Source organism: Streptomyces sp. NPDC003456, from assembly GCF_042878735.1.
Taxonomy (GTDB): Bacteria; Actinomycetota; Actinomycetes; order Streptomycetales; family Streptomycetaceae; genus Streptomyces.
Genome location: NZ_JBIAOK010000005.1, coordinates 20,524 through 41,598 on the forward strand (window position 1 = coordinate 20,524; position 21,075 = coordinate 41,598).

The 21,075-nt window shown below is 72.1% G+C and carries 19 protein-coding genes; 9 read left to right on the forward strand and 10 right to left on the reverse strand.

All coding sequences use genetic code 11. The features are described 5' to 3' along the window. Positions 1 to 7 precede the first annotated feature (7 nt). Entirely contained in the window at positions 8 to 4,939 is a 4,932-nt protein-coding gene (locus ACFYWG_RS21140) for an ATP-dependent helicase (protein WP_389202818.1), read from the reverse strand. 91 nt (positions 4,940 to 5,030) lie between these two features. On the opposite strand from ACFYWG_RS21140, the gene ACFYWG_RS21145 reads away from it, so the two are divergent. From ACFYWG_RS21145 to ACFYWG_RS21155, 3 genes are read left to right on the forward strand one after another with little or no spacing between them, the layout of a single operon-like run. Continuing rightward, a complete protein-coding gene (locus tag ACFYWG_RS21145; RefSeq protein WP_383503680.1) occupies positions 5,031 to 5,861 on the forward strand; it encodes an AraC family transcriptional regulator in 831 nt (276 codons plus the stop codon). 50 nt (positions 5,862 to 5,911) lie between these two features. Continuing rightward, on the forward strand, positions 5,912 to 6,646 hold the full coding sequence (locus ACFYWG_RS21150; protein ID WP_383503679.1) for an AzlC family ABC transporter permease: 735 nt from the start codon (positions 5,912 to 5,914) through the stop codon (positions 6,644 to 6,646). Then, positions 6,643 to 6,951 carry an AzlD domain-containing protein gene (locus ACFYWG_RS21155; protein WP_376327639.1) on the forward strand — a complete coding sequence of 103 codons (309 nt, stop codon included), beginning with the start codon at positions 6,643 to 6,645 and terminating at the stop codon, positions 6,949 to 6,951. Before ACFYWG_RS21150 ends, ACFYWG_RS21155 begins: the two co-directional genes overlap by 4 nt. Here ACFYWG_RS21155 and ACFYWG_RS21160 read toward each other — a convergent pair whose 3' ends face one another. Further along, a complete protein-coding gene (locus tag ACFYWG_RS21160) occupies positions 6,952 to 7,896 on the reverse strand; it encodes a hypothetical protein (RefSeq protein WP_389202821.1) in 945 nt (314 codons plus the stop codon). 79 nt (positions 7,897 to 7,975) lie between these two features. Here ACFYWG_RS21160 and ACFYWG_RS21165 point away from each other — a divergent pair, with 79 nt between their 5' ends. From ACFYWG_RS21165 to recX, 4 genes are all read left to right on the forward strand, one after another. Next, entirely contained in the window at positions 7,976 to 8,170 is a 195-nt protein-coding gene (locus tag ACFYWG_RS21165; protein ID WP_383503677.1) for a DUF3046 domain-containing protein, read from the forward strand. 179 nt (positions 8,171 to 8,349) lie between these two features. Further along, entirely contained in the window at positions 8,350 to 9,621 is a 1,272-nt protein-coding gene (locus ACFYWG_RS21170) for an AI-2E family transporter (RefSeq protein WP_383503676.1), read from the forward strand. A gap of 288 nt (positions 9,622 to 9,909) precedes the next feature. Further along, complete coding sequence (recA, locus tag ACFYWG_RS21175) at positions 9,910 to 11,034, forward strand: recombinase RecA (RefSeq protein ID WP_376327631.1); 1,125 nt, start codon at positions 9,910 to 9,912, stop codon at positions 11,032 to 11,034. Positions 11,035 to 11,037: 3 nt separating this feature from the next. Next, positions 11,038 to 11,841, forward strand: a complete 804-nt coding sequence (gene recX, locus ACFYWG_RS21180) for a recombination regulator RecX (RefSeq protein ID WP_389202824.1) — start codon at positions 11,038 to 11,040, stop codon at positions 11,839 to 11,841. Positions 11,842 to 12,080: 239 nt separating this feature from the next. On the opposite strand, the gene ACFYWG_RS21185 is transcribed toward recX, so the two are convergent. The 8 genes from ACFYWG_RS21185 to ACFYWG_RS21220 form a co-directional block, all read right to left on the reverse strand. Further along, entirely contained in the window at positions 12,081 to 12,494 is a 414-nt protein-coding gene (locus ACFYWG_RS21185; protein WP_389202826.1) for a rhodanese-like domain-containing protein, read from the reverse strand. Continuing rightward, entirely contained in the window at positions 12,491 to 13,030 is a 540-nt protein-coding gene (locus tag ACFYWG_RS21190; RefSeq protein ID WP_385417912.1) for a cysteine dioxygenase, read from the reverse strand. Before ACFYWG_RS21190 ends, ACFYWG_RS21185 begins: the two co-directional genes overlap by 4 nt. 100 nt (positions 13,031 to 13,130) lie before the next feature. After that, positions 13,131 to 13,292 carry a putative leader peptide gene (locus tag ACFYWG_RS21195; RefSeq protein WP_389202828.1) on the reverse strand — a complete coding sequence of 54 codons (162 nt, stop codon included), beginning with the start codon at positions 13,290 to 13,292 and terminating at the stop codon, positions 13,131 to 13,133. 18 nt (positions 13,293 to 13,310) lie between these two features. Beyond that, positions 13,311 to 14,918 (reverse strand): FAD-dependent monooxygenase, encoded by a 1,608-nt coding sequence (locus tag ACFYWG_RS21200; RefSeq protein ID WP_389203508.1) that lies wholly within the window; start codon positions 14,916 to 14,918, stop codon positions 13,311 to 13,313. A 275-nt stretch (positions 14,919 to 15,193) separates the two neighbouring features. Then, a complete protein-coding gene (locus ACFYWG_RS21205) occupies positions 15,194 to 16,102 on the reverse strand; it encodes an amino acid ABC transporter permease (RefSeq protein ID WP_389202830.1) in 909 nt (302 codons plus the stop codon). Next, a complete protein-coding gene (locus ACFYWG_RS21210) occupies positions 16,099 to 16,776 on the reverse strand; it encodes an amino acid ABC transporter permease (protein ID WP_389202832.1) in 678 nt (225 codons plus the stop codon). The genes ACFYWG_RS21205 and ACFYWG_RS21210 overlap by 4 nt, the downstream gene beginning before the upstream one ends. Before the next feature lie 128 nt (positions 16,777 to 16,904). After that, on the reverse strand, positions 16,905 to 17,750 hold the full coding sequence (locus ACFYWG_RS21215; protein WP_376327620.1) for a glutamate ABC transporter substrate-binding protein: 846 nt from the start codon (positions 17,748 to 17,750) through the stop codon (positions 16,905 to 16,907). 75 nt (positions 17,751 to 17,825) lie between these two features. Continuing rightward, a complete protein-coding gene (locus tag ACFYWG_RS21220) occupies positions 17,826 to 18,602 on the reverse strand; it encodes an amino acid ABC transporter ATP-binding protein (protein ID WP_376327618.1) in 777 nt (258 codons plus the stop codon). A 291-nt stretch (positions 18,603 to 18,893) separates the two neighbouring features. On the opposite strand from ACFYWG_RS21220, the gene ACFYWG_RS21225 reads away from it, so the two are divergent. Together ACFYWG_RS21225 and ACFYWG_RS21230 are read left to right on the forward strand one after the other, a co-directional pair. Beyond that, positions 18,894 to 19,580: a response regulator transcription factor gene (locus ACFYWG_RS21225; RefSeq protein ID WP_376327616.1), complete on the forward strand. Its 687-nt coding sequence runs from the start codon at positions 18,894 to 18,896 to the stop codon at positions 19,578 to 19,580. A gap of 9 nt (positions 19,581 to 19,589) precedes the next feature. Further along, complete coding sequence (locus tag ACFYWG_RS21230) at positions 19,590 to 20,996, forward strand: sensor histidine kinase (RefSeq protein ID WP_383503671.1); 1,407 nt, start codon at positions 19,590 to 19,592, stop codon at positions 20,994 to 20,996. The last annotated feature ends 79 nt before the right edge of the window (positions 20,997 to 21,075 follow it).

Genomic DNA, 21,075 nt, shown 5'->3' on the forward strand with positions numbered 1-21,075 from the left:
CGGGGGATCAAACCCTCAGGCGCAGACCGCGGGGCGTCGCGATGAAGCCCGCTCCTTCCAGCAGCGTGCCGACGGGGGACGTGAGGGCCTGGGCGCCGTTGACGCGTTCCACGGTGACCGTGCCGAGGGAGCCCGCCCGGGCGGCCGCGGCGAGGGCCTCGGCCGCGGAGCGCAGCCGGGGGTCGTCGGTGGGCGCGCCGTCCGGGTCGGCGGCCCAGGCGAGCAGGGTCTTGCCGCCGCGCTCCATGTAGAGCGTCAGCTCGCCGTCGACGAGCACCACCAGGGAGCCGGCCTTGCGGCCGGGCTTGTGCCCGGCGCCGGACGGCGGCTCGGGCCACGGGAGGGCGGCGCCGTACGCGTTCGCCGGATCGGCGGCGGCCAGGACGACGGCTCGGGACGTGTCGGGGCGGTCGCGGCGGGCGGAGAACCCGGAACCGTACGGGTTCCCTCCGCCGTTCAGCCAGGGCGGTGTGTCCTGGGCCGGGTGGTCGCGGGGGGACACCCACTCGTCCCGGGCGCGGGGCGCGGTGCCGAAGGGGGCGTCGGACGCGTCGGCGGGACCCGGGAAGCCGTCGAGGCCCGGGTGATCGGTGTGGTCGCCATCGGGGCGGGCGGCGGGGTCGTCGGGGCCGGCGAAGCCGTGGGCGGCGAACATGTCCTGGCCGCCCCCCACGGGCGGGCCGGGCAGGCTCTCGCCCCGGTCGCGGGCGTTGGACACCGCGCGCAGCCGGTCCACGGCACCGTCCATGGCGAACTGGGCGGCACCCAGGCCCTCCACCACATAGCCGCGGCGGGCCTGGCCGCTCTCCTCGAAGACCGACAGGACGCGGTAGATCGCCGAGAAGCCGCCCTCGACGCCCTCGGCGGAGACCGCGCCCCTGGTCACCACGCCGTGCCGGTCGAGGAGGGTGCGGGCGAGGGCGTGGGCCCGGACGGTCGGGTCCGGCTCGTGGGCGGGGAGCAGCGACCAGCGGCCCGCGACCGTCGGCGGGCCGGAGCGGGACGCCGTGCGGGCGGCGGCCGTCAGGGAGCCGTAGCGGCCGCGCGGGACGGCACGCTTGGCGCGGTGGGCTGTGGAACCGGCCGTGCGACCGGAGCCGAGCAGGGAGCGCATGGGGCTGAGCGTGTCGTTCGTCAGGCGGCCCGACCAGGCCAGGTCCCACAGGGCGTCGGCGAGTTGCTGGTCGCCGGCCTCCGGGTGGGTGGTGGCCCGGACCTGGTCGGCGATCTGCCGGAAGAACAGGCCGTAGCCGCCGGAGAGGGTGTCCAGGACGGCCTGGTGCAGCGCGGTCAGCTCCAAGGGGTGCGGGGGCGGCAGGAGCAGCGGCGCCGCGTCCGCGAGGTACAGGGAGACCCAGCCGTCCTTGCCGGGCAGGGAACCCGCCCCGGCCCAGACGATCTCGCCGGCGGCGGTCAGCTCGTCCAGCATGGCCGGCGTGTAGTTCACGACCCGGGACGGCAGGACGAGCTTCTCCAGGGCGGACGCCGGCACGGACGCGCCCTGCAACTGCTCGACCGCGCGCACCAGTCCGTCGACGCCGCGCAGGGAGTGTCCCTTGCCGATGTGCTGCCACTGGGGCAGGAACTGGGCGAGCGCGGCAGGCGGCACCGGCTCCAGCTCGTGGCGCAGGGCGGCCAGGGAGCGGCGGCGCAGGCGGCGCAGCACGGCGGCGTCGCACCACTCCTGGCCGATGCCGGCCGGGTGGAACTCGCCCTGGACGACCCGGCCCGCCGCGGCCAGCCGCTGCAGGGCGCCCTCGGTGACGGCCACGCCCAGCCCGAAGCGGGCCGCCGCCGTCGCGGAGGTGAACGGGCCGTGGGTGCGGGCATAGCGGGCCAGGAGGTCGCCGAGGGGGTCCTTGACGGGCTCGGTGAAGGCCTCCGGGACGCCGACGGGCAGGGCCGTGCCCAGGGCGTCCCGCAGACGGCCCGCGTCCTCGATCCCCGCCCAGTGGTCGGCTCCGGCGATCCTGACGCGGATGACGCGGCGCGCGCCGGCCAGCTCCTGCGCCCACCGGGGTTCGGCGCCCCGCTCGGCGAGCTCCGCGTCCGTGAGCGGACCCAGCATGCGCAGCAGGTCCGCGACGCCCTCGGCGTCCTTGACCCGGCGGTCCTCGGTGAGCCACTGCAGCTCACGCTCCAGCTCGGTGAGGACCTCCGCGTCGAGCAGTTCGCGCAGCTCCGCCTGGCCCAGCAGCTCGGCCAGCAGCCGCGAGTCCAGCGACAGGGCGGCGGCGCGGCGCTCGGCGAGCGGGGAGTCGCCCTCGTACAGGAACTGGGCGACGTAGCCGAAGAGCAGGGAGCGGGCGAAGGGGGACGGCTCGGGGGTGGTCACCTCGACGAGGCGGACCTTGCGGGACTCCAGGTCGCCCATCAGCTCGACCAGTCCGGGGACGTCGAAGACGTCCTGCAGGCACTCGCGGACCGCCTCGAGGACGATCGGGAAGGAGCCGAACTCGCTCGCCACCTGCAGCAGCTGGGACGCGCGCTGCCGCTGCTGCCACAGCGGCGTGCGCTTGCCCGGGTTGCGGCGCGGCAGCAGCAGCGCGCGGGCGGCGCACTCGCGGAACCGGGAGGCGAAGAGAGCCGAGCTGCCCACCTGGTCGGTGACGACCTGGTCGACCTCGCCCTTGTCGAAGACGACGTCGGCGGCCCCCACGGGTGCCTGCTCGGCGTCGTACTCCCGGCCCGTCCTCGCCGGGTCCTGGTCGAGCAGGTCCAGGCCCATCAGGTCGGCGTCCGGCAGGCGCAGCACGATGCCGTCGTCGGCGTGCATGACCTGGGCGTCCATGCCGTACCGCTCGGACAGCTTGGCGCCGAGTGCGAGCGCCCACGGGGCGTGCACCTGCGCCCCGAAGGGGGAGTGCACCACCACGCGCCAGTCGCCGAGCTCGTCGCGGAACCTCTCCACGACGATCGTCCGGTCGTCCGGGATGTGTCCGCAAGCTTCCCGCTGCTCGGCCAGGTAGGACAGCACGTTGTCCGCCGCCCAGGCGTCCAGACCGGCGGCGAGCAGGCGCAGCCGGGCGTCCTCCTCGGACAGCGAGCCCACCTCGCGCAGGAACGCGCCCACCGCCCGTCCCAGCTCCAGCGGGCGGCCCAGCTGGTCGCCCTTCCAGAAGGGCAGCCGGCCGGGGACACCGGGGGCGGGCGAGACCAGGACGCGGTCGCGGGTGATGTCCTCGATGCGCCAGGAGCTCGTGCCCAGCGTGAAGACGTCCCCGACGCGGGACTCGTAGACCATCTCCTCGTCGAGTTCGCCGACCCGGCCGCCGCCCTTCTTGGGGTCGGAGCCGGCGAGGAACACACCGAACAGGCCGCGGTCCGGGATCGTGCCGCCGGAGGTGACGGCCAGGCGCTGCGCTCCGGGGCGGCCGGTGATCTCGCCGGTGACGCGGTCCCACACCACGCGGGGGCGCAGCTCCGCGAAGGCGTCGGACGGGTAGCGTCCGGCGAGCATGTCGAGGACGGCCGTGAACGCGGACTCGGGGAGCGAGGCGAAGGGGGCGGCCCGGCGGACGGCGGCGAGGAGGTCGTCGAACTGCCAGGTGTCCAGGGACGTCATGGCGACGATCTGCTGGGCGAGGACGTCCAGGGGGTTGGCCGGGACCCTGAGGGACTCGATGGCGCCGGTGCGCATGCGCTCGGTGACCACGGCCGCCTGGACCAGGTCGCCGCGGTACTTGGGGAAGACGACCCCGGTGGAGACCGCGCCCACCTGGTGCCCCGCGCGGCCCACGCGCTGCAGGCCGGAGGCGACCGAGGGCGGCGACTCGACCTGCACCACCAGGTCGACCGCGCCCATGTCGATGCCCAGTTCGAGGCTGGACGTCGCCACCACCGCGGGCAGACGGCCCGCCTTGAGGTCCTCCTCGACCAGGGCGCGCTGCTCCTTGGAGACCGAGCCGTGGTGGGCGCGGGCGATGACCTGCGGTGCGCCCTGGGCGGCGCCCGAGCCGCCCATGAGCGCGGCGGGGGAGTGGTTCTCCTCCAGCGGCTCGCCCGTGGCCCGCTCGTAGGCGATCTCGTTCAGCCGGTTGCACAGGCGCTCCGCGAGGCGGCGGGAGTTCGCGAAGACGATCGTGGAGCGGTGGGACTGGACGAGGTCGGTGATCCGCTCCTCCACGTGGGGCCAGATCGACGGGCGCTCGGCCCCCTCCTGGCCTTCGGCGACCGGGGAGCCGCCCAGCTCGCCCAGGTCCTCGACGGGGACCACCACGGACAGGTCGAACTCCTTGCCCGACTCGGGCTGCACGATCTCCACCTTGCGGCGCGGCGAGAGGAAGCGCGCCACCTCGTCGACCGGGCGGACCGTCGCCGACAGGCCGATGCGCCGGGCGGGCCTCGGCAGGAGCTCGTCCAGCCGCTCCAGGGAGAGCGCCAGGTGGGCGCCGCGCTTGGTGCCGGCGACCGCGTGCACCTCGTCGAGGATCACCGTCTCGACCCCGGCCAGGGCGTCGCGGGTGGCCGATGTCAGCATCAGGAACAGCGACTCCGGTGTCGTGATCAGGATGTCCGGGGGACGGGTCGACAGCGCGCGGCGCTCGGCGGGCGGGGTGTCGCCCGAGCGGATGCCGACCTTCACCTCGGGCTCGGGCAGGCCGAGGCGCACGGACTCCTGGCGGATGCCCGTCAGAGGACTGCGCAGGTTGCGCTCGACGTCCACGGCCAGCGCCTTCAGCGGCGAGACGTACAGCACGCGGCAGCGCTTCCTGGGATCGGCCGGGGGAGGCGTCGAGGCCAGCTGGTCCAGGGCCGCGAGGAAGGCGGCCAGGGTCTTGCCGGAACCGGTGGGGGCGACGACCAGCACGTCCGAGCCCTCGTGGATGGCGTGCCACGCCCCGGCCTGGGCCGTGGTGGGCGCGGAGAAGGCGCCCGTGAACCAGGCGCGGGTCGCGGGGGAGAAGCCGTCCAGGGGTCCGGGTGCAGTGCTGGGCATGCGTCCATCGTGCACCCCGCCACTGACATCCGGCCGGAGGAGGATCAGCGGGGCCGGCCGTCGCAGCGGCCGGCGGCCGGACAATGGTCGTATGAACGAGCGCGCGCGGCACTGGCGGTACGACGAGCTGCCCGGCGTCGATCTGCTGCGGGCCCGCTACGTCCGCAAGACCTTCGTGCGGCACACCCACGAGAACTTCGTGATCGCCGCCATCGCGGACGGGGTGGAGGTCTTCCACCACGGCAGCGGCGACCAGTACGCGGGCGCCGGTGCCCTCGCCCTGGTCAACCCGGACACGCCCCACACCGGCCGGGCCGGGGTGCCCGAGGGCTGGCGGTACGGGGCGGTGTACCCCTCTCCGGAGGTGGTCGCGGAGATCGCCGCCGAGACGACGTCACTGCGGGGGACGCCCGGATTCGTCAGCCCGGTGGTGGACGACCCCTACGCGGTGGGTCTGGTCCACCAGGTGCTGCGGGCGGCCGACGAGGGCAACGCGCTCGCCGCGGACACCCTGCTGCGGGTCGCCGTGACCAGGCTGCTGCGGCTGAACGGGGGGCCCCTGCCGCAGCGGCAGGTGCGGACCGCCGGGGCCCGCGTCGCGGCACGCGCGCGTGCGGTGCTGGAGGCGCGCATGGCGCGGCCGCCGAGCCTGGAGCGGCTGGCCGCCGATCTCGGAACCAGCCCCTTCGCCCTGCTGCGGGCCTTCCGGGACACCTACGGGATGCCACCGCACACCTGGCTCACCGACGCGCGCGTGCGCCGGGCCCGCGGCCTGCTGGACCGGGGGACGGCACCCTCGGAGGTCGCCCTGGCCGTGGGCTTCACCGACCAGCCGCACCTCAACCGGCACTTCAGCCGCATCGTCGGCGTGCCCCCGGGGGCGTACCAGCGGGAGCGCAAGAACGTACAAGACCATCACTGACCCGCGGCCGTAGCGTGCGGGGCGTGGTGGATCGAACGACTCTCGAAGACATGAGGACGGACGGGAAAGCGGCGGACCGGGCCGTCGTACGGGACGCGCTGGGCGTCGGGGTGGCCGTCGGGCTCTCCGGGTTCGCCTTCGGCGTGACCTCGGCCGGCAGCGGACTCACCCTGATGCAGACCTGCGCGCTCAGCCTCCTGGTCTTCACCGGGGCCTCGCAGTTCGCCCTGGTGGGCGCCCTCGCGGCCGGCGGCGCCCCGTTCACGGCCGCCGCCGGGGCCTTCTTCCTCGGCGTGCGCAACGCCTTCTACGGCCTGCGCCTGTCCCAGGTCCTGGCCCTCCCGCGCGCGGTGCGGCCGCTCGCCGCCCAGTGGGTGATCGACGAGACGGCAGCGGTCGCGCTCGCCCAGCCCACCCGGCGCGGCGCGCGCCTCGGGTTCCTGGTGACGGGCCTGACCCTGTACGTCCTGTGGAACCTCACCACGCTGCTCGGCGCCCTCGGTGCCGAGGCCATCGGCGACACCGACGCGTGGGGGCTGGACGCGGCGGGGCCGGCGGTGTTCCTCGCGCTGCTCGCCCCGATGCTCAAGAGCGGCGCGGAGCGGGCCGTCGCCGCACTCGCCGTCCTCCTCGGGCTCGGGCTGCTGCCCGTGCTGCCCGCAGGCGTCCCGGTCCTGCTGGCCGCGCTCGCGGCGCCCACGGTGCTGTGGGCGGAGGGCCGCCGCAGGGGCCGGGGACCCGGCGGCGACCAGGGCCGTGACCAGGGGCGGGGAGGGGCCCTGTGAACGTCTGGATCGCCATCGGAGTGACCGTCCTCGGCTGCTACGCCGTCAAGCTGGCCGGGCTGCTCGTGCCCGCGCACGCCCTGGAGCGGCCCGTCGTCAAGCGGCTCGCCGCCCTGCTGCCCGTCGCCCTGCTCGCCGCCCTCACGGCCCAGCAGACCTTCGCCGACGGGCAGACGCTGGTCCTGGACGCCCGGGCCGCCGGGCTCGGCGCCGCCGCCGTCGCGCTGCTGCTGCGCGCGCCGTTCCTGCTCGTCGTCGCGGCGGCCGTGGTCGTGACCGCGGGGGTACGGGCTCTGGGCGGCTGATCAGCCGATGCGGCGGCCGTACGCGCCGAGCGTGCGCAGCGCCTCGATCGTCACCATGGAACGGGCTTCCAGGGCTGGAGCGGGCGCCCAGTGCCGCCACCGCACCGGCCAGCCGCCGTCCTCCTGCTGCAGGGACGCCAGATGGTCCAGTGAGCGGTCCATCTCCGCGTCGGTGAACCACGCGCGCGCGAGCGAGCGCGGACCGGGCGCGTAGTCGTACGCGAAGTGGTGCTCCCCCGGCGCGTAGCCGGGGGAGACCGGGTAGGCGGCCGGGTCCCCGGGATCGAGCGCCGCCAGCCGGTGCTCGCGCACCAGCCGGCCCAGCCGGTCGGCGGCCGCCTCCGCGCGCGGGCGGTCGGGAACGGAGTCCAGGAAGGCCACAGCGGCCTCGATCTCGTACGGATGTGACTTCTCCAGCGACTCCACCGCCTGCCAGCAGAAGTCGGTCGCCCGGAAGAGCCACGCGTGCCACACCTCGTTGCGGTGCAGCAGACCGACCACCGGACCGGTCGCCAGGAGATCGCCGGGCGGATCGTCCACGACCGGCACGAAGGGCGCCGCCGGGTAGCCCCGCTGACTCGGGTGGACCGCCGGGAGCGCGCCGTCCGGCGTGGAGACGGACGTCAGGTAGCGGCACAGATGTTCCACGCGCTGCCCGGCGCAGTGCCCGACGGCGTCCAGGACGCGCAGCGCGCGGGCCGTGTGCAGCGGCTGGCTGACCGGGCCGCGCAAGTCCGGCTCCAGTGCGTGACCGTACCCGCCGTCCTCGTTGCGGTAGGCATCCAGCGCCGCCACCACCGGCTCGGCGGAAGCGCCCCGGAAGTGGTGGGCGAAGAGGCGCTGCTCGAGCACGCGCGCGGTGAGCCACACGAACCGCTCCGCGCGCGTGACGGGGCTGTGCTGCCGGGCAGTCGGGGGGAGTGCGGACGCTCCTGTATCGGCCATGGGACGACCGTAGGGCGGAAAGCGGTGCCGGGTGGCGGTCCCGGCCCGGGCCCACCCGCAGGGGCGGGATACTGGAGTCATGCGGTTGACGGTCTTCTGGCAGCGGATGGCGGAGCACTTCGGTCCCGGCTACGCCGACACCTTCGCGCGCGACCACGTGATGTCGGAGCTCGGCGGGCGCACGGTGAACGAGGCGCTGGACGCGGGCTGGGACGCCAAGGACGTGTGGCAGGTGATCTGCACGGTGATGGACGTGCCGCGGGAGCGGCGCTGACCTGCTGTGAGGTGACCGGGAGGACCGCCCAGGACGACGCCTCGGGAGGCCCGCCGGTGCCGACGGTCCCCCTGTGAGACGGACGACCGGGACCGGGGGTCCACCCGCGGGATGAGCTGCCGCGCAGGAAGATCGCGGGTGGGCAGACGGCTGTCGGTGGTGTGTACGAGACTTGGTCCGTGGCACCCACTGACGAGTCCGGGCAGGCAGCCCTCCAGTCCTCCGCGTCCGGTACGACGCCGCCGCCCGGCCAGGCCCCGGGCGCGGCCGGGCCGAGCAACCGCATGCCCCGCTGGCTGCCGCGCGCCCTGGTGCTCGCGCTCGCCCTCGTCGCCGCGTTCCAGCTCGGCAGCTGGGCCTTCCACCAGCTCACCGGGCTGCTGATCAACATCCTCATCGCCTTCTTCCTGGCGCTCGCCATCGAGCCCGCGGTGGGCTGGATGGCCGCGCGCGGCATGCGCAGGGGGTTCGCGGCGTTCGTCGTCTTCATCGGTGTGCTGATCGTGGCGGCCGGCTTCGTCACACTGCTCGGATCCATGCTCGCCGGCCAGATCATCAAGATGGTCGAGGGTCTGCCCGACTACCTCGACTCCGTAATCAACTGGGTCAACGCCCACTTCAAGACCGACCTGAAGCGCGTCGACATCCAGGAGGGCCTCCTCCGCTCCGACTGGCTGCGCAACTACGTGCAGAACAGCGCCACGGGTGTCCTGGACGTCTCCGCCCAGGTCATCGGGGGCCTCTTCCAGCTGCTGACGGTCGCGCTCTTCTCGTTCTACTTCGCGGCCGACGGCCCGCGGCTGCGGCGCACCATCTGCTCCGTCCTGCCGCCCGCCCGCCAGGCCGAGGTGCTGCGCGCGTGGGAGATCGCCGTCAACAAGACCGGCGGCTACATCTACTCGCGCGGCCTGATGGCCCTGGTCTCCGGCATAGCCCACTTCGTGCTGCTCCAGGCCCTGGACGTGCCCTACGCGCCCGTGCTCGCCGTGTGGGTGGGCCTGGTGTCGCAGTTCATCCCCACCATCGGCACGTATCTCGCGGGCGCTCTGCCCATGCTGATCGCGTTCACGGTGGACCCCTGGTACGCGCTGTGGGTGCTGATCTTCGTGGTGATCTACCAGCAGTTCGAGAACTACGTGCTGCAGCCCAAGCTCACGTCCAAGACCGTCGACATCCACCCCGCTGTCGCGTTCGGCTCGGTCATCGCCGGGACGGCGCTCCTCGGCGCGGTCGGCGCCCTGATCGCCATCCCCGCCATCGCCACGCTGCAGGCCTTCCTGGGCGCGTACGTGAAGCGGTACGACGTCACGGACGACCCGCGGGTGCAGGGCCACCGCTGGCGGGGAGAGGGGCCGGGCCTGTTCACGCGTGCCAGAGGACTGTGGGGGACCCGGCGCCGTACGGGGACGGAGCGGCACGGCGACGGGGGCCCCGGGGAAAGCTCCTCCTGACGCTCAGCGAAGAGAGCTTCCCGACGCGGTGCGGGCCGCTCGGCATGCCCCAGCGGGACGCCGGGGAACACGAGATGCGGGTGCCGCGTGGTGCGCTTGACACCAAAATCGAACATCCATTCTTATGGACTGCACCGGCAGGGCTCAACGACGGGCGATTCGACGTAGTTTGGGTGGAGAGGTGCCCGAGTTATCCACAGGCCGGACGTGCGTCAGGGCGCATTGTCAGTGGCAGGCGTTAGCGTCTTTGACGTGAAGCGATCGACTCAAGCAAATCGGGTGGAACCCATGGCAGGAACCGACCGCGAGAAGGCGCTGGATGCCGCTCTCGCACAGATTGAACGGCAATTCGGCAAGGGCGCGGTCATGCGCATGGGCGAGCGGTCCAAGGAGCCCATCGAGGTCATCTCGACCGGGTCGACCGCCCTGGACGTGGCTCTCGGCGTGGGCGGCCTCCCGCGCGGCCGCGTCGTGGAGATCTACGGACCGGAGTCCTCCGGTAAGACCACCCTGACCCTGCACGCGGTGGCGAACGCGCAGAAGGCCGGCGGCCAGGTCGCCTTCGTCGACGCGGAGCACGCCCTCGACCCCGAGTACGCGAAGAAGCTCGGCGTCGACATCGACAACCTCATCCTCTCCCAGCCCGACAACGGCGAGCAGGCCCTGGAGATCGTGGACATGCTGGTCCGCTCCGGTGCCCTCGACCTCATCGTCATCGACTCCGTCGCCGCACTCGTGCCGCGCGCGGAGATCGAGGGCGAGATGGGCGACAGCCACGTCGGTCTGCAGGCCCGGCTCATGAGCCAGGCCCTGCGGAAGATCACCAGCGCGCTCAACCAGTCCAAGACCACCGCCATCTTCATCAACCAGCTCCGCGAGAAGATCGGCGTCATGTTCGGCTCCCCGGAGACCACGACCGGTGGCCGCGCGCTGAAGTTCTACGCCTCGGTGCGCATCGACATCCGCCGCATCGAGACCCTGAAGGACGGCACGGAGGCGGTCGGCAACCGCACCCGCTGCAAGGTCGTCAAGAACAAGGTCGCGCCGCCCTTCAAGCAGGCCGAGTTCGACATCCTCTACGGCCAGGGCATCAGCCGCGAGGGCGGCCTGATCGACATGGGTGTGGAGCACGGCTTCGTCCGCAAGGCCGGCGCCTGGTACACGTACGAGGGCGACCAGCTGGGCCAGGGCAAGGAGAACGCCCGCAACTTCCTGAAGGACAACCCCGACCTGGCCAACGAGATCGAGAAGAAGATCAAGGAGAAGCTGGGCGTCGGAGTGCGTCCCGAGGAGCCGGCCGCCGAGCCGGGCACGGACGCGGCGGTCTCCGCTCCGGGCGACGAGGCCCCGGCCGTCCCCGCTCCGGCAGCGGCCAAGAGCAGCAAGTCCAAGGCCGCCGCAGCCAAGAGCTGACCCGTGACACGACGAACCGACTGGGCGGAGTACGAGTACGCCGCCTCCGGTGTCCCCCGGGGGAGGGGCACCGGAGGCGACGCCGGCTCGGCCGGGGAAGCGGAGCACGGGCACGGGAGCGCGCCGTTCGGGGACGACGAGTCGCACGGGGGCGACTCACCCGAGGGCGGCTCTCCTCGGAGCGGCTCGCGTGACGGCGGGCCGCGCGGCCGGCGAGGGCGTCGCCGGCGCGGCTTCGGCGAGACGGCCGGTGCCGAGGACGGAGGCGCCCTCTCCTCGTCGAGGGCGGAGCAGGAGGCGCCTCCGGCGGACCCGGTCGAGCAGGCTCGGGCGATCTGCCTGCGCCTGCTCACCGGGACCCCGCGGACCCGCAAGCAGCTCGCCGACGCCCTGCGCAAGCGGCAGATCCCGGACGACGCGGCCGAGGAAGTGCTGTCGCGGTTCGAAGAGGCCGGCCTCATCGACGACAGCGCCTTCGCGGACGCCTGGGTCGAGTCCCGCCACCACGGCAGAGGCCTCGCCCGGCGTGCGCTCGCCCGGGAACTGCGCACCAAGGGCGTCGACGCGGCCCTGATCGACGAGGCCGTCTCCCAGCTCGACTCGGAGCAGGAGGAGGCGACCGCCCGGGAGCTGGTCGCCCGCAAACTCCGCTCCACCCGGGGCCTCGACCGGGACAAGCGGCTCCGCCGCCTCGCCGGCATGCTCGCCCGCAAGGGCTACCCCGAGGGCATGGCCCTGCGGGTGGTCCGGCAGGCGCTGGAGGAGGAGGGAGAGGACACGGAGTTCCTGGGGGACGAGGGGTACTGAACCGAGGGCTCGGGAGGCAGGCCGCGAGGTCGCAGCAGGGGATGCAGTCCCACAACCGTGACCTCCTCTGGCCGGGCGTCATGTGCCGGGCCGGCGCCGTCAGGGGCTGGCACTCAGCTCAGCCGCACGCCGAGCCACCCACCCGGTGCCCTGGACGACTTCCTGGGGAACCCACCGCCCGCGCAAGCCCAGTCCGGTCGAGTGCCCGGTCCCCTGAATGCCACAGGAAGCTGGGCGCGTCACTCCACCGGAAGCCCGGCGTCCTTCCAGGCCTGGAATCCGCCGACCAGGTCCGTGGCCCGGTGCAGGCCGAGCTGGTGCAGCGAATGGGCCGCCAGGCTGGAGGCGTAGCCCTCGTTGCAGAAGACGACGACGCGCAGGGCGTGACTCGTCGCTTCGGGGAGGCGATGGGAGCCCTGCGGATCGAGCCGCCACTCCAGTTCGTTGCGCTCGACGACGACGGCGCCCGGCACGAGACCGTCCCGTTCGCGCAGGGCCGCATAGCGGATGTCCACCAGCAGGGCGTCCCCCGCCCGGGCGGCCTCGTACGCCTCCTGGGGATCGATCCGCGCGTAACCGGCCCGCACCCGCTCCAGGAACTCGTCGATCCCCACCGGCGGCCGCGCGCCGCTCCCGCCATCGGTAGCACTCACTGCCAGTCCTCCGGTCGTTCGACCTGCTCGAGCCGCAGCACGGGGCCACTTCGACTGTAGCGGCGGATCTGCGGCAGCGGCGGGTAGTAGGCGTGGACGGAGATCGCATGCCGGTCGGTGGACTCGTTCAGCACCTCGTGCACATGGTGCCGGCCGAAGGCGCGGCCCTGGCCGGCAGCGAGCCTGCGCTGCCGGTCCACGCCCTCGCTGAGTTCGAGGGTCTTCCAGCCGTCGGTGGGCAGCCGGGCGGCGAGCGAGTTCTCCCTCAGCTCGCCCGACGCGGTGAGGAAGGCGCCGACGGAGTCGGCGTGGTCGTGCCAGCCGGTGCCCGAGCCCGGCGGCCAGCCGATCAGCCAGGCCTCGCTGCCACCGGGGCCGTCCAGCCGGACCCACGTACGGCCCTCCGGGTCGAGCGGCAGGGACGAGATCAGCTCGCTGTCGGCGGCCGTGCGCCGTACGAAGTCGTAGAGCTCGGCCTGCGTGGGAGCCGAACCGGAGGAGGAGACGGAGGGGTGAGCGGAAGAGGAAACAGACACGGGTGCCGTCCTGGGGGTCCTGGTGAGGGTTCGCGAAGAGGGCACGGCAGCCGACGCGAAGGGGCCGCGGCGCGCGCTCAGGGAAGAGATGGATGCGAAGTCAGCAGGACGGGCGACACACGCAGCCCGCATAGCGGACGAGGTCCATATGGACCCTCCGCCACAGGCGCACACAGGTGTCGGTCACGCACCGGAGTACACCACGGCCGCCCAAGCCGGTCAACTCACTGTCACCATGCGGACGCACGGTGACAGTGAGCACGTCGGACGTGTCCCCGAGTCAGGAAGCCCCGACGGAGGCACCGGATCCGGCCTGGGCCTTCACCGGCCCGCCCACGACGGCCTCGGCCGCGGCGTACAGGTCCTCGGGACGCACCCCGTTCAGTGCGGTGACGAGATGCCCGTCGGGACGCACCAGGAGGACCGTGTGGGCGGCCGCGCCCGGGTAGCTCTCGGCGACCAGCAGCTCGGCGGGGTGCGGCAGTGCGGTCACCGCTGCCGCGAGCCGGGGCATGAGGCCGGCCTTGGCCCAGTGCTTGCGCTCCCACACGCCCGTGCCGGGCGCGACCAGCACGACGAGCAGCGCGCCCCGGCCGAGCCGGTCCCGCAGCCGCACGAAGGTGCCGTCCTCCGCGGTGACCCGCACATCGGTGACGGGCGCCCCGGGCGCCGTGTCGACCGGCGTCTCGCCCTCGAGCTCCCCCGGCGCGAGCGGTGAATCGGCGTACGCGCCCGGCGCGCCCAGCTGGCCGTGCCCCAGATGCCCGTCCGTGAGGAGGGTGTCGTGGCCCTTGGCGGAACCGGGCACGTAGGAACGCAGCCCTCCGCCGCTCCGGAGCACCGGCAGTGCCTGGTCGGCGGCGCGCAGCCGGGCGGCGACGACCGCCCTGCGCTCGCTCTGGTAGCTGTCCAGGAGCGCCTCGTGCGGACCGTGGTGCCAGGCCAGCGCCAGCTTCCAGGCGAGGTTGTCGGCGTCGCGCAGGCCCTCGTCCAGCCCGTGCGTGCCCAGCGCGCCCAGCAGGTGGGCCGCGTCCCCGGCGAGGAAGACGCGGTCGGCGCGCCAGCGCCGGGCCAGGCGGTGGTGGACCGTGTGGACTCCGGTGTCCAGCAGCTCGTACGCCGGGACCGTGCCGCCCGACCAGCCGGCCAGGGTCTCGCGGATGCGGGTCAGCAGCAGCTCGGGGGTGACCAGGTCCTTGCCGGGGGGCAGCAGCCAGTCCAGACGCCAGACGCCGTCCGGCAGCGGGCGGGCGGTGACCTCACCGGCCGAGGGGCCCGACGTGCGCCAGGGCGGCATGCGGTGCAGCAACGCCTCGTCGTGCCAGGGCAGTTCGGTGCGCAGCGCGGCGACGGCGTGACGTTCCACCGCGGTACGGCCCGGGAAGCGGATGTCCTGCAGTTTGCGCACGGTCGAGCGGGGGCCGTCGCAGCCCACGAGGTAACTGCCCCGCCACCAGATGCCCTTGGGGCCGCGGGTGTGGGCGGTGACGCCCGATGGCTCCTGCTCCAGCGCGTCGAGCCGACTCTCGACCGCGATCTTGACGAGCCGCTCGCCCGCGCAGGCCTCGCGCAGGGCGCCGGTCAGCACGTGCTGGGCGAGGTGCACGGGGGAGGGCTCACCGCCGTCGAAGACGACCTCGCGCATCACCTGCTTGCGCCGCATCGACCGCCATCCGGCCCAATGCGTACCGAGGTGGTCCAGGGGGACACCGGAGAGCCGCTCCACGAGGGCGGCGGTGTCCTCACGCAGGACGACGGTCCGCGCGGCACGGGGTTCGTCCTTGCCCGGTCCCTCGTCGAGGACCACGCAGGGCACCTCCTGGCGGGCCAGCGCCAGGGCGAGCGTGAGCCCGACGGGCCCCGCTCCGACCACGATCACCGGATCCACGACGCGGCGCCCCCTGCCCGTGGTGTTGTCCTGGAAGACGTAGGCGAACACGAAGGTGGAGCAGGGTGCACGATCACAGAACGTATGCAACCTATTGCGGGTGCTTGCGTCAAGTGACCGGCGGGTGGTGGCGATCATGCTGTGTCATCGTGAGCAACAAGCTGCCCGTCGTCACCAGCAGCCCATCCGACTCGGCGGAGGTGCACGGTCGGGTTCCCGGAATGCCGATGGCCCGCCGGAGACCGGCAGGCCATCATGAGCGCGGTGGCGGACCGTCAGAACCCGCCGCCGGCTCCTGTGCCGTAGCTGCCGCGCACTTCGGCCGCGTTCAGGTCGTCGACCGTGTCGGCACCGAGAACGGCTCCCGAGCTCCGCTTGCTCCGCCGCAGCCTCTTCTCCAGCCACGAGGCGAAGGACGTGAGGATGAAGTTGAGGATGATGAAGATGATCCCCACCACGATGAAGCTGGGGATGACATTCGCGTAGTTGGCGGCCAGGGTGCTTCGGGTGTTGAGCAGTTCGGTGAACCCGAGCATCACGCCGCCCAGCGCGGTGTCCTTCACGATCACGACCAACTGGCTCACGATCGCGGGCAGCATGGCGGTGACCGCCTGCGGCAGCAGAATGCTCGACATCGTCTGACTCTTGCGCAGGCCGATCGCCATGGCGGCTTCCGACTGCCCCTTGGGCAGGGACAGAATGCCGGCTCGGACGATCTCGGCGAGGACCGAGGCGTTGTAGAGCACCAGGCCGGTCACCACGGCGTACAGCGGCCGCTCGTCGCTCGGGATACCCGTGGAGCGGACGTACAGCTCGTTGGCGAACAGCATCAGCAGCAGCACCGGGATCGCCCGGAAGAACTCGACGACGGCACCGACCGGGATGCGCACCCAGCGGTGGTCCGACATGCGTGCGATGCCGAGGGCGGCGCCGAGGGGAAGGGCGATCACCATGGACAGGGCCGCGGCCTTCAGGGTGTCGGCCAGCCCGGGAAGCAGGTACGTGGTCCAGGCTTCGGACGTGGTGAACGGCTTCCAGAGGGACCACTTGAGCTGGCCCTTGTCGTCCAGCGTCTGCCAGACCCACCACAGCAGCAGGGCGAGCAGGACGGAGAAGACGACCGTGAAGATCACATTCCGCCGCTTGGCCTTCGGGCCAGGGGTGTCGTAAAGAACGGAGGTCATCGCTTTACCGCCAGTCGCTTGCTCAGCCAACCGAGGAAGAGGCCAGTGGGCAGGGTCAGTACCACGAAACCGAAGGCGAAGACCGCGCCGATGAGCACTGTCTGAGCCTCGTTCTCGATCATTTCCTTCATCAGGAGAGCGGCTTCCGCCACGCCGATCGTGGCCGCCACCGTCGTGTTCTTGGTCAACGCGATGAGCACGTTGGCCAGGGGCCCGATCACCGAGCGGAACGCCTGAGGCAGCACGATGAGCCGCAGGACCTGGCTGAAGCTGAGGCCGATGGCCCGGGCCGCTTCCGCCTGACCGACGGGCACGGTGTTGATGCCGGAGCGGATGGCCTCACAGACGAAGGCGGCCGTGTAAGCGACCAGGCCCAGCACCGCGAGCCGGAAGTACTTGAGCTCGAAGTCGTCCGGCGCACCCATCGTCACGCCGAAGATGTCGGCCAGGCCGAGCGACGCGAAGACGATGATGACGGTCAGCGGAATGTTCCGGACGACGTTCACGTAGGCGGTGCCGAAGCCGCGCATGAGCGGGACCGGGCTGACCCGCATGGCCGCCAGGACGGTGCCCCAGATCAGCGAACCGATGGCCGAGAAGACGGTGAGCTGGATGGTGACCCAGAAAGCGCCCAGCAGGGTCGGGTCGTCATAGTCTGAAAGAAAGTCGAACACGATCTCCCGCGCTTCCGGGTGTGTGGCGTAGGGGGCGGACGTAACGCGCCGCCGTCAGAGCAGCGACGGCGGCGCGTCTATGGATGCCCGCAAGGCCTGCGGGCGTCCCGCGTCGGCGGAGTTCCGCGTTACTGGACGATCTGGCCGATCTTCGGGGCGGGCTCGTTCTTGTAGTTCGCCGGGCCGAAGTTCTCCTGGACGGCCTTGTCCCAGGCGCCGTCCTTGACCATCTTCTCCAGGGCGGCGTTGACCTTGTCCAGGGTCGCGGTGTCGCCCTTCTTGACGCCCACGCCGTAGTTCTCGTTGCTCAGCTTCAGGCCGGCGAGCTTGAACTGACCCTTGTACTGCTCCTGCGCGGCGTAACCGGCGAGGATCGAGTCATCGGTGGTCAGGGCGTCCACGGCACCGCTCTGCAGGGCCGACAGGCACTCCGAGTAACCACCGCGCTCGCTGAGCTGGGCCTTCGGGGCGAAGTCCTTCTTGACGTTCTGCGCCGAGGTGGAACCCGCCACCGAGCACAGCTTCTTGTCGTTGAGGTCCGTCGCCTTGGTGATGTCGGAGTCCTTCTTCACCAGCAGGTCCTGGTGGGCCAGCAGGTACGGGCCGGCGAAGTCGACCTTCTGCTTACGCTCGTCGGTGATCGAGTACGTGGCGGCGATCAGCTTGACGTCACCGCGGGACAGCGCGTTCTCACGGTCGGCGCTCTTCGTCTCGACCCACTCGATCTGGTCGGGCTTGTAGCCGAGCTCCTTGGCCACGTACGTCGCCACGTCCACGTCGAAGCCGGAGAAGGAACCGTCGGGCTCCTTCAGGCCCAGACCGGGCTGGTCGTACTTGATGCCGATCTTGATCGTCTTGCCGCCGCCGGAGCCGGAGCCGTTCGAGTCACCGCCGTCGTCACCACCACAGGCCGTGGCGGTGAGAGCGAGGACGAGAGCCGTGGCGGCCGCGGCGGAGACCTTGCGGAGCTTCATGGTGAACATCCTTTGCCGTGAAGAGAAAGAACCGTTGTTGCGGATGAGGCGGAGCGTCGCCGGAGCAACGCGCGCCTAGTGGTGCAGGATCTTCGACAGGAAGTCCTTGGCACGGTCGCTGCGCGGATTGCTGAAGAACTGGTCGGGCGCAGCCTCCTCGACGATTCGGCCGTCCGCCATGAACACCACGCGGTTTGCAGCCGATCGTGCGAAACCCATCTCGTGGGTGACGACGATCATCGTCATGCCGTCGCGGGCGAGCTGCTGCATGACCTCCAGCACCTCGTTGATCATCTCGGGGTCGAGCGCGGAGGTCGGCTCGTCGAAGAGCATCACCTTCGGCTCCATGGCCAGTGCCCGCGCGATCGCCACGCGCTGCTGCTGGCCGCCGGAGAGCTGTGCCGGGTACTTGTCGGCCTGCGCGGCCACACCGACCCGGTCGAGCAGGGAACGGGCCCGGTCCTCGGCCTCCTTCTTGTCCTTCTTGCGGACCTTGATCTGGCCGAGCATCACGTTCTCGAGCACGGTCTTGTGCGCGAAGAGGTTGAAGGACTGGAAGACCATGCCGACGTCGGCGCGCAGCCGGGCCAGCGCCTTGCCCTCGGCGGGCAGGGGCTTGCCGTCGATCGTGATCGAGCCGGAGTCGATCGTCTCCAGCCGGTTGATGGTGCGGCACAGGGTGGACTTGCCGGACCCGGAGGGTCCGATGACCACGACGACTTCACCGCGGGCGATCGTCAGGTCGATGTCCTGGAGTACGTGCAACGCGCCGAAGTGCTTGTTGACGCTCTTCAGGACGACCAGATCGCCGGTCGCGGCCACATCTTCCTTGGCCACCGATACTTCGGTCATCGCTCTCAGGCTCCGTCCTCCTCGGTTTCGGAGGACAGTAGTAACCCCATACGACCTGCGTCATTACATCTGAGGTGAATCTGAGCATCACGATCCGATAGCAATCGGACACATGTCGTAGCTCTTGCGAGCAGCGCTCATACCAGCCGGATAACGGAAGCTCCTCGCCACCGGAACCCTCTTGACGTCGTGCTCATCCATCAGCGTGACTGCACAAGGTGCACGCGCGCGCGTGCACGCGTTTTTTGTACACACCTGGATCGTACGACCAGTGAACCGAAGGGGGCCCGGGTGAGACTGCTGCTCGTCGAGGACGACAACCACGTCGCCGCCGCCCTGTCGGCGGTCCTGGCGCGGCACGGCTTCGACGTGACCCACGCGCGCAGTGGTGAGGAGGCCCTCCAGGCACTCGTCCCCGAGAGCGACGGCTTCGGCGTCGTCCTCCTCGACCTGGGCCTGCCCGACCAGGACGGGTACGAGGTCTGCGGCAAGATCCGCAAGCGCACCGCCACCCCGGTCATCATGGTCACCGCCCGGTCCGACGTGCGCTCGCGCATCCACGGACTGAACCTCGGCGCCGACGACTACGTGGTCAAGCCGTACGACACGGGGGAACTGCTCGCCCGGATCCACGCGGTCAGCCGGCGCACCTCGCACGAGGACACCTCCAGCGGCATCGAGACGGAACTGCGGCTCGGACCCGTGCACATCGAGCTGCCCACGCGCCGGGTCAGCGTGGACGGCTCGGTGGTCCAGCTGACCCGCAAGGAGTTCGACCTGCTGGCCCTCCTCGCGCAGCGGCCCGGCGTTGTCTTCCGCCGGGAGCAGATCATCAGCGAGGTGTGGCGGACCAGCTGGGAGGGGACCGGGCGCACCCTGGAGGTGCACGTCGCGTCCCTGCGGGCCAAGCTGCGCATGCCCGCCCTCATCGAGACCGTGCGCGGGGTCGGCTACCGGCTCGTCGCGCCCGCCGGATAGCGGGGCCGGGTGCGCACACGTCTGCTCCCGCTGCTCATCGTCCTGATGGCGGCCGTGCTGCTCGCCCTCGGGGTGCCCCTGGCCGTCAGCCTGGCCGGGGCGCAGCAGCAGAAGGTCGTCGTCGACCGGATCGACGACACCGCCCGGTTCGCGGCCCTGGCCCAGTTCGTCACCGACTCGCCCGAGGGCACCACCGGGGCCTTCGAGAACGAGCGGCTGGCCACCCTCAGCAGCGAACTGCGCAGCTACCACGAGGTCTACGGCATACGCGCCGGCGTCTTCTACCGCAACGGCAGCGCCATGGCGCAGGCACCGGCACGCTGGTCCCTGCCCGAGGAGGGCGAGGTCCGCGAGGCGTTCGACGAGGCGAAGCTCAGCCGCCGCAGCCACGACCCGCGGCAGGTCTGGCCCTGGCAGCGGCGCAACCTGGTGGTCGCCTCGCCGGTCATCCGGGACGGGGACGTCGTCGCGGTCGTCGTCACCGACTCGCCCACGGATCAGATGCGTTCGCGCACCCTGCACGGCTGGCTGGTCATCGGCGCGGGGGAGTTCGGCGCGATGCTGCTGGCCGTCGGCGCGGCCCTGCGGCTGACCGGCTGGGTGCTCAAACCCGTGCGGGTGCTGGACGCCACCACTCACGACATCGCCACCGGGCGGCTGAAGTCCCGGGTCGCCGCCGCCGGGGGGCCACCGGAACTCCGGCGGCTGGCCCGGTCGTTCAACGAGATGGCGGACAACGTCGAGGACGTGCTGGAGCAGCAGCGTGCCTTCGTCGCCGACGCCTCCCACCAGTTGCGCAACCCCCTCGCGGCGCTGCTGCTGCGCATCGAGCTGCTCTCCTTCGAACTGCCCGAGGGCAACAAGGAGATCGCCTCGGTCCAGGCCGAGGGCAAGCGCCTCGCCCAGGTCCTGGACGATCTCCTCGACCTCGCGCTGGCCGAGCACACCGAGGCCGACCTGGCGGTCACGGACATCGGTGAGCTGACCGCGGAGCGCCTGGCGGCCTGGTCCCCGACCGCCGAGGCCAAGGGCGTCACCCTGGTCGGCGACTGCCCGCCGACCACCGCCTGGGCCGACCCGGTGGCCCTGTCCAGCGCGCTGGACGCGGTCATCGACAACGCGGTGAAGTTCACGCCCGAGGGCGAGACCGTCGAGGTGGCCGTGGCCTCGGAGGGCGGCACCGTCACCGTCTCGGTCAGCGACCACGGCCCCGGCCTCACCGACGAGGAACTCGCCCGGGTCGGCGACCGTTTCTGGCGCAGCGGCCGCCACCAGAACATCAAGGGCTCCGGCCTCGGCCTGTCCATCTCCCGGGCACTGCTCGCGGCCGGCGGCGGCACGATCGCCTACGACCACCACGAGCCGCACGGGTTGCGGGTGACGGTACGCGTGCCCCGGTCGGCCTCGGCGGCCTGACCGGGCTGGGGCCCTGGCGGCCGACCGGGCTGGGGTCCTGCGGCCGACCGGGCCTGACGGACGGGACGCCCGTGGTTCC

Excerpts from the sequence above, each read along its gene's own strand:
- ACFYWG_RS21140 (WP_389202818.1), bottom strand. The coding sequence starts at position 4,939 with ATGCCCAGCACTGCACCCGGACCCCTGGACGGCTTCTCCCCCGCGACC.
- ACFYWG_RS21145 (WP_383503680.1), top strand. The coding sequence starts at position 5,031 with ATGAACGAGCGCGCGCGGCACTGGCGGTACGACGAGCTGCCCGGCGTC.
- ACFYWG_RS21150 (WP_383503679.1), top strand. The coding sequence starts at position 5,912 with ATGAGGACGGACGGGAAAGCGGCGGACCGGGCCGTCGTACGGGACGCG.
- ACFYWG_RS21160 (WP_389202821.1), bottom strand. The coding sequence starts at position 7,896 with ATGGCCGATACAGGAGCGTCCGCACTCCCCCCGACTGCCCGGCAGCAC.
- ACFYWG_RS21165 (WP_383503677.1), top strand. The coding sequence starts at position 7,976 with ATGCGGTTGACGGTCTTCTGGCAGCGGATGGCGGAGCACTTCGGTCCC.
- recA (WP_376327631.1), top strand. The coding sequence starts at position 9,910 with ATGGCAGGAACCGACCGCGAGAAGGCGCTGGATGCCGCTCTCGCACAG.
- ACFYWG_RS21205 (WP_389202830.1), bottom strand. The coding sequence starts at position 16,102 with ATGACCTCCGTTCTTTACGACACCCCTGGCCCGAAGGCCAAGCGGCGG.
- ACFYWG_RS21215 (WP_376327620.1), bottom strand. The coding sequence starts at position 17,750 with ATGAAGCTCCGCAAGGTCTCCGCCGCGGCCGCCACGGCTCTCGTCCTC.
- ACFYWG_RS21220 (WP_376327618.1), bottom strand. The coding sequence starts at position 18,602 with ATGACCGAAGTATCGGTGGCCAAGGAAGATGTGGCCGCGACCGGCGAT.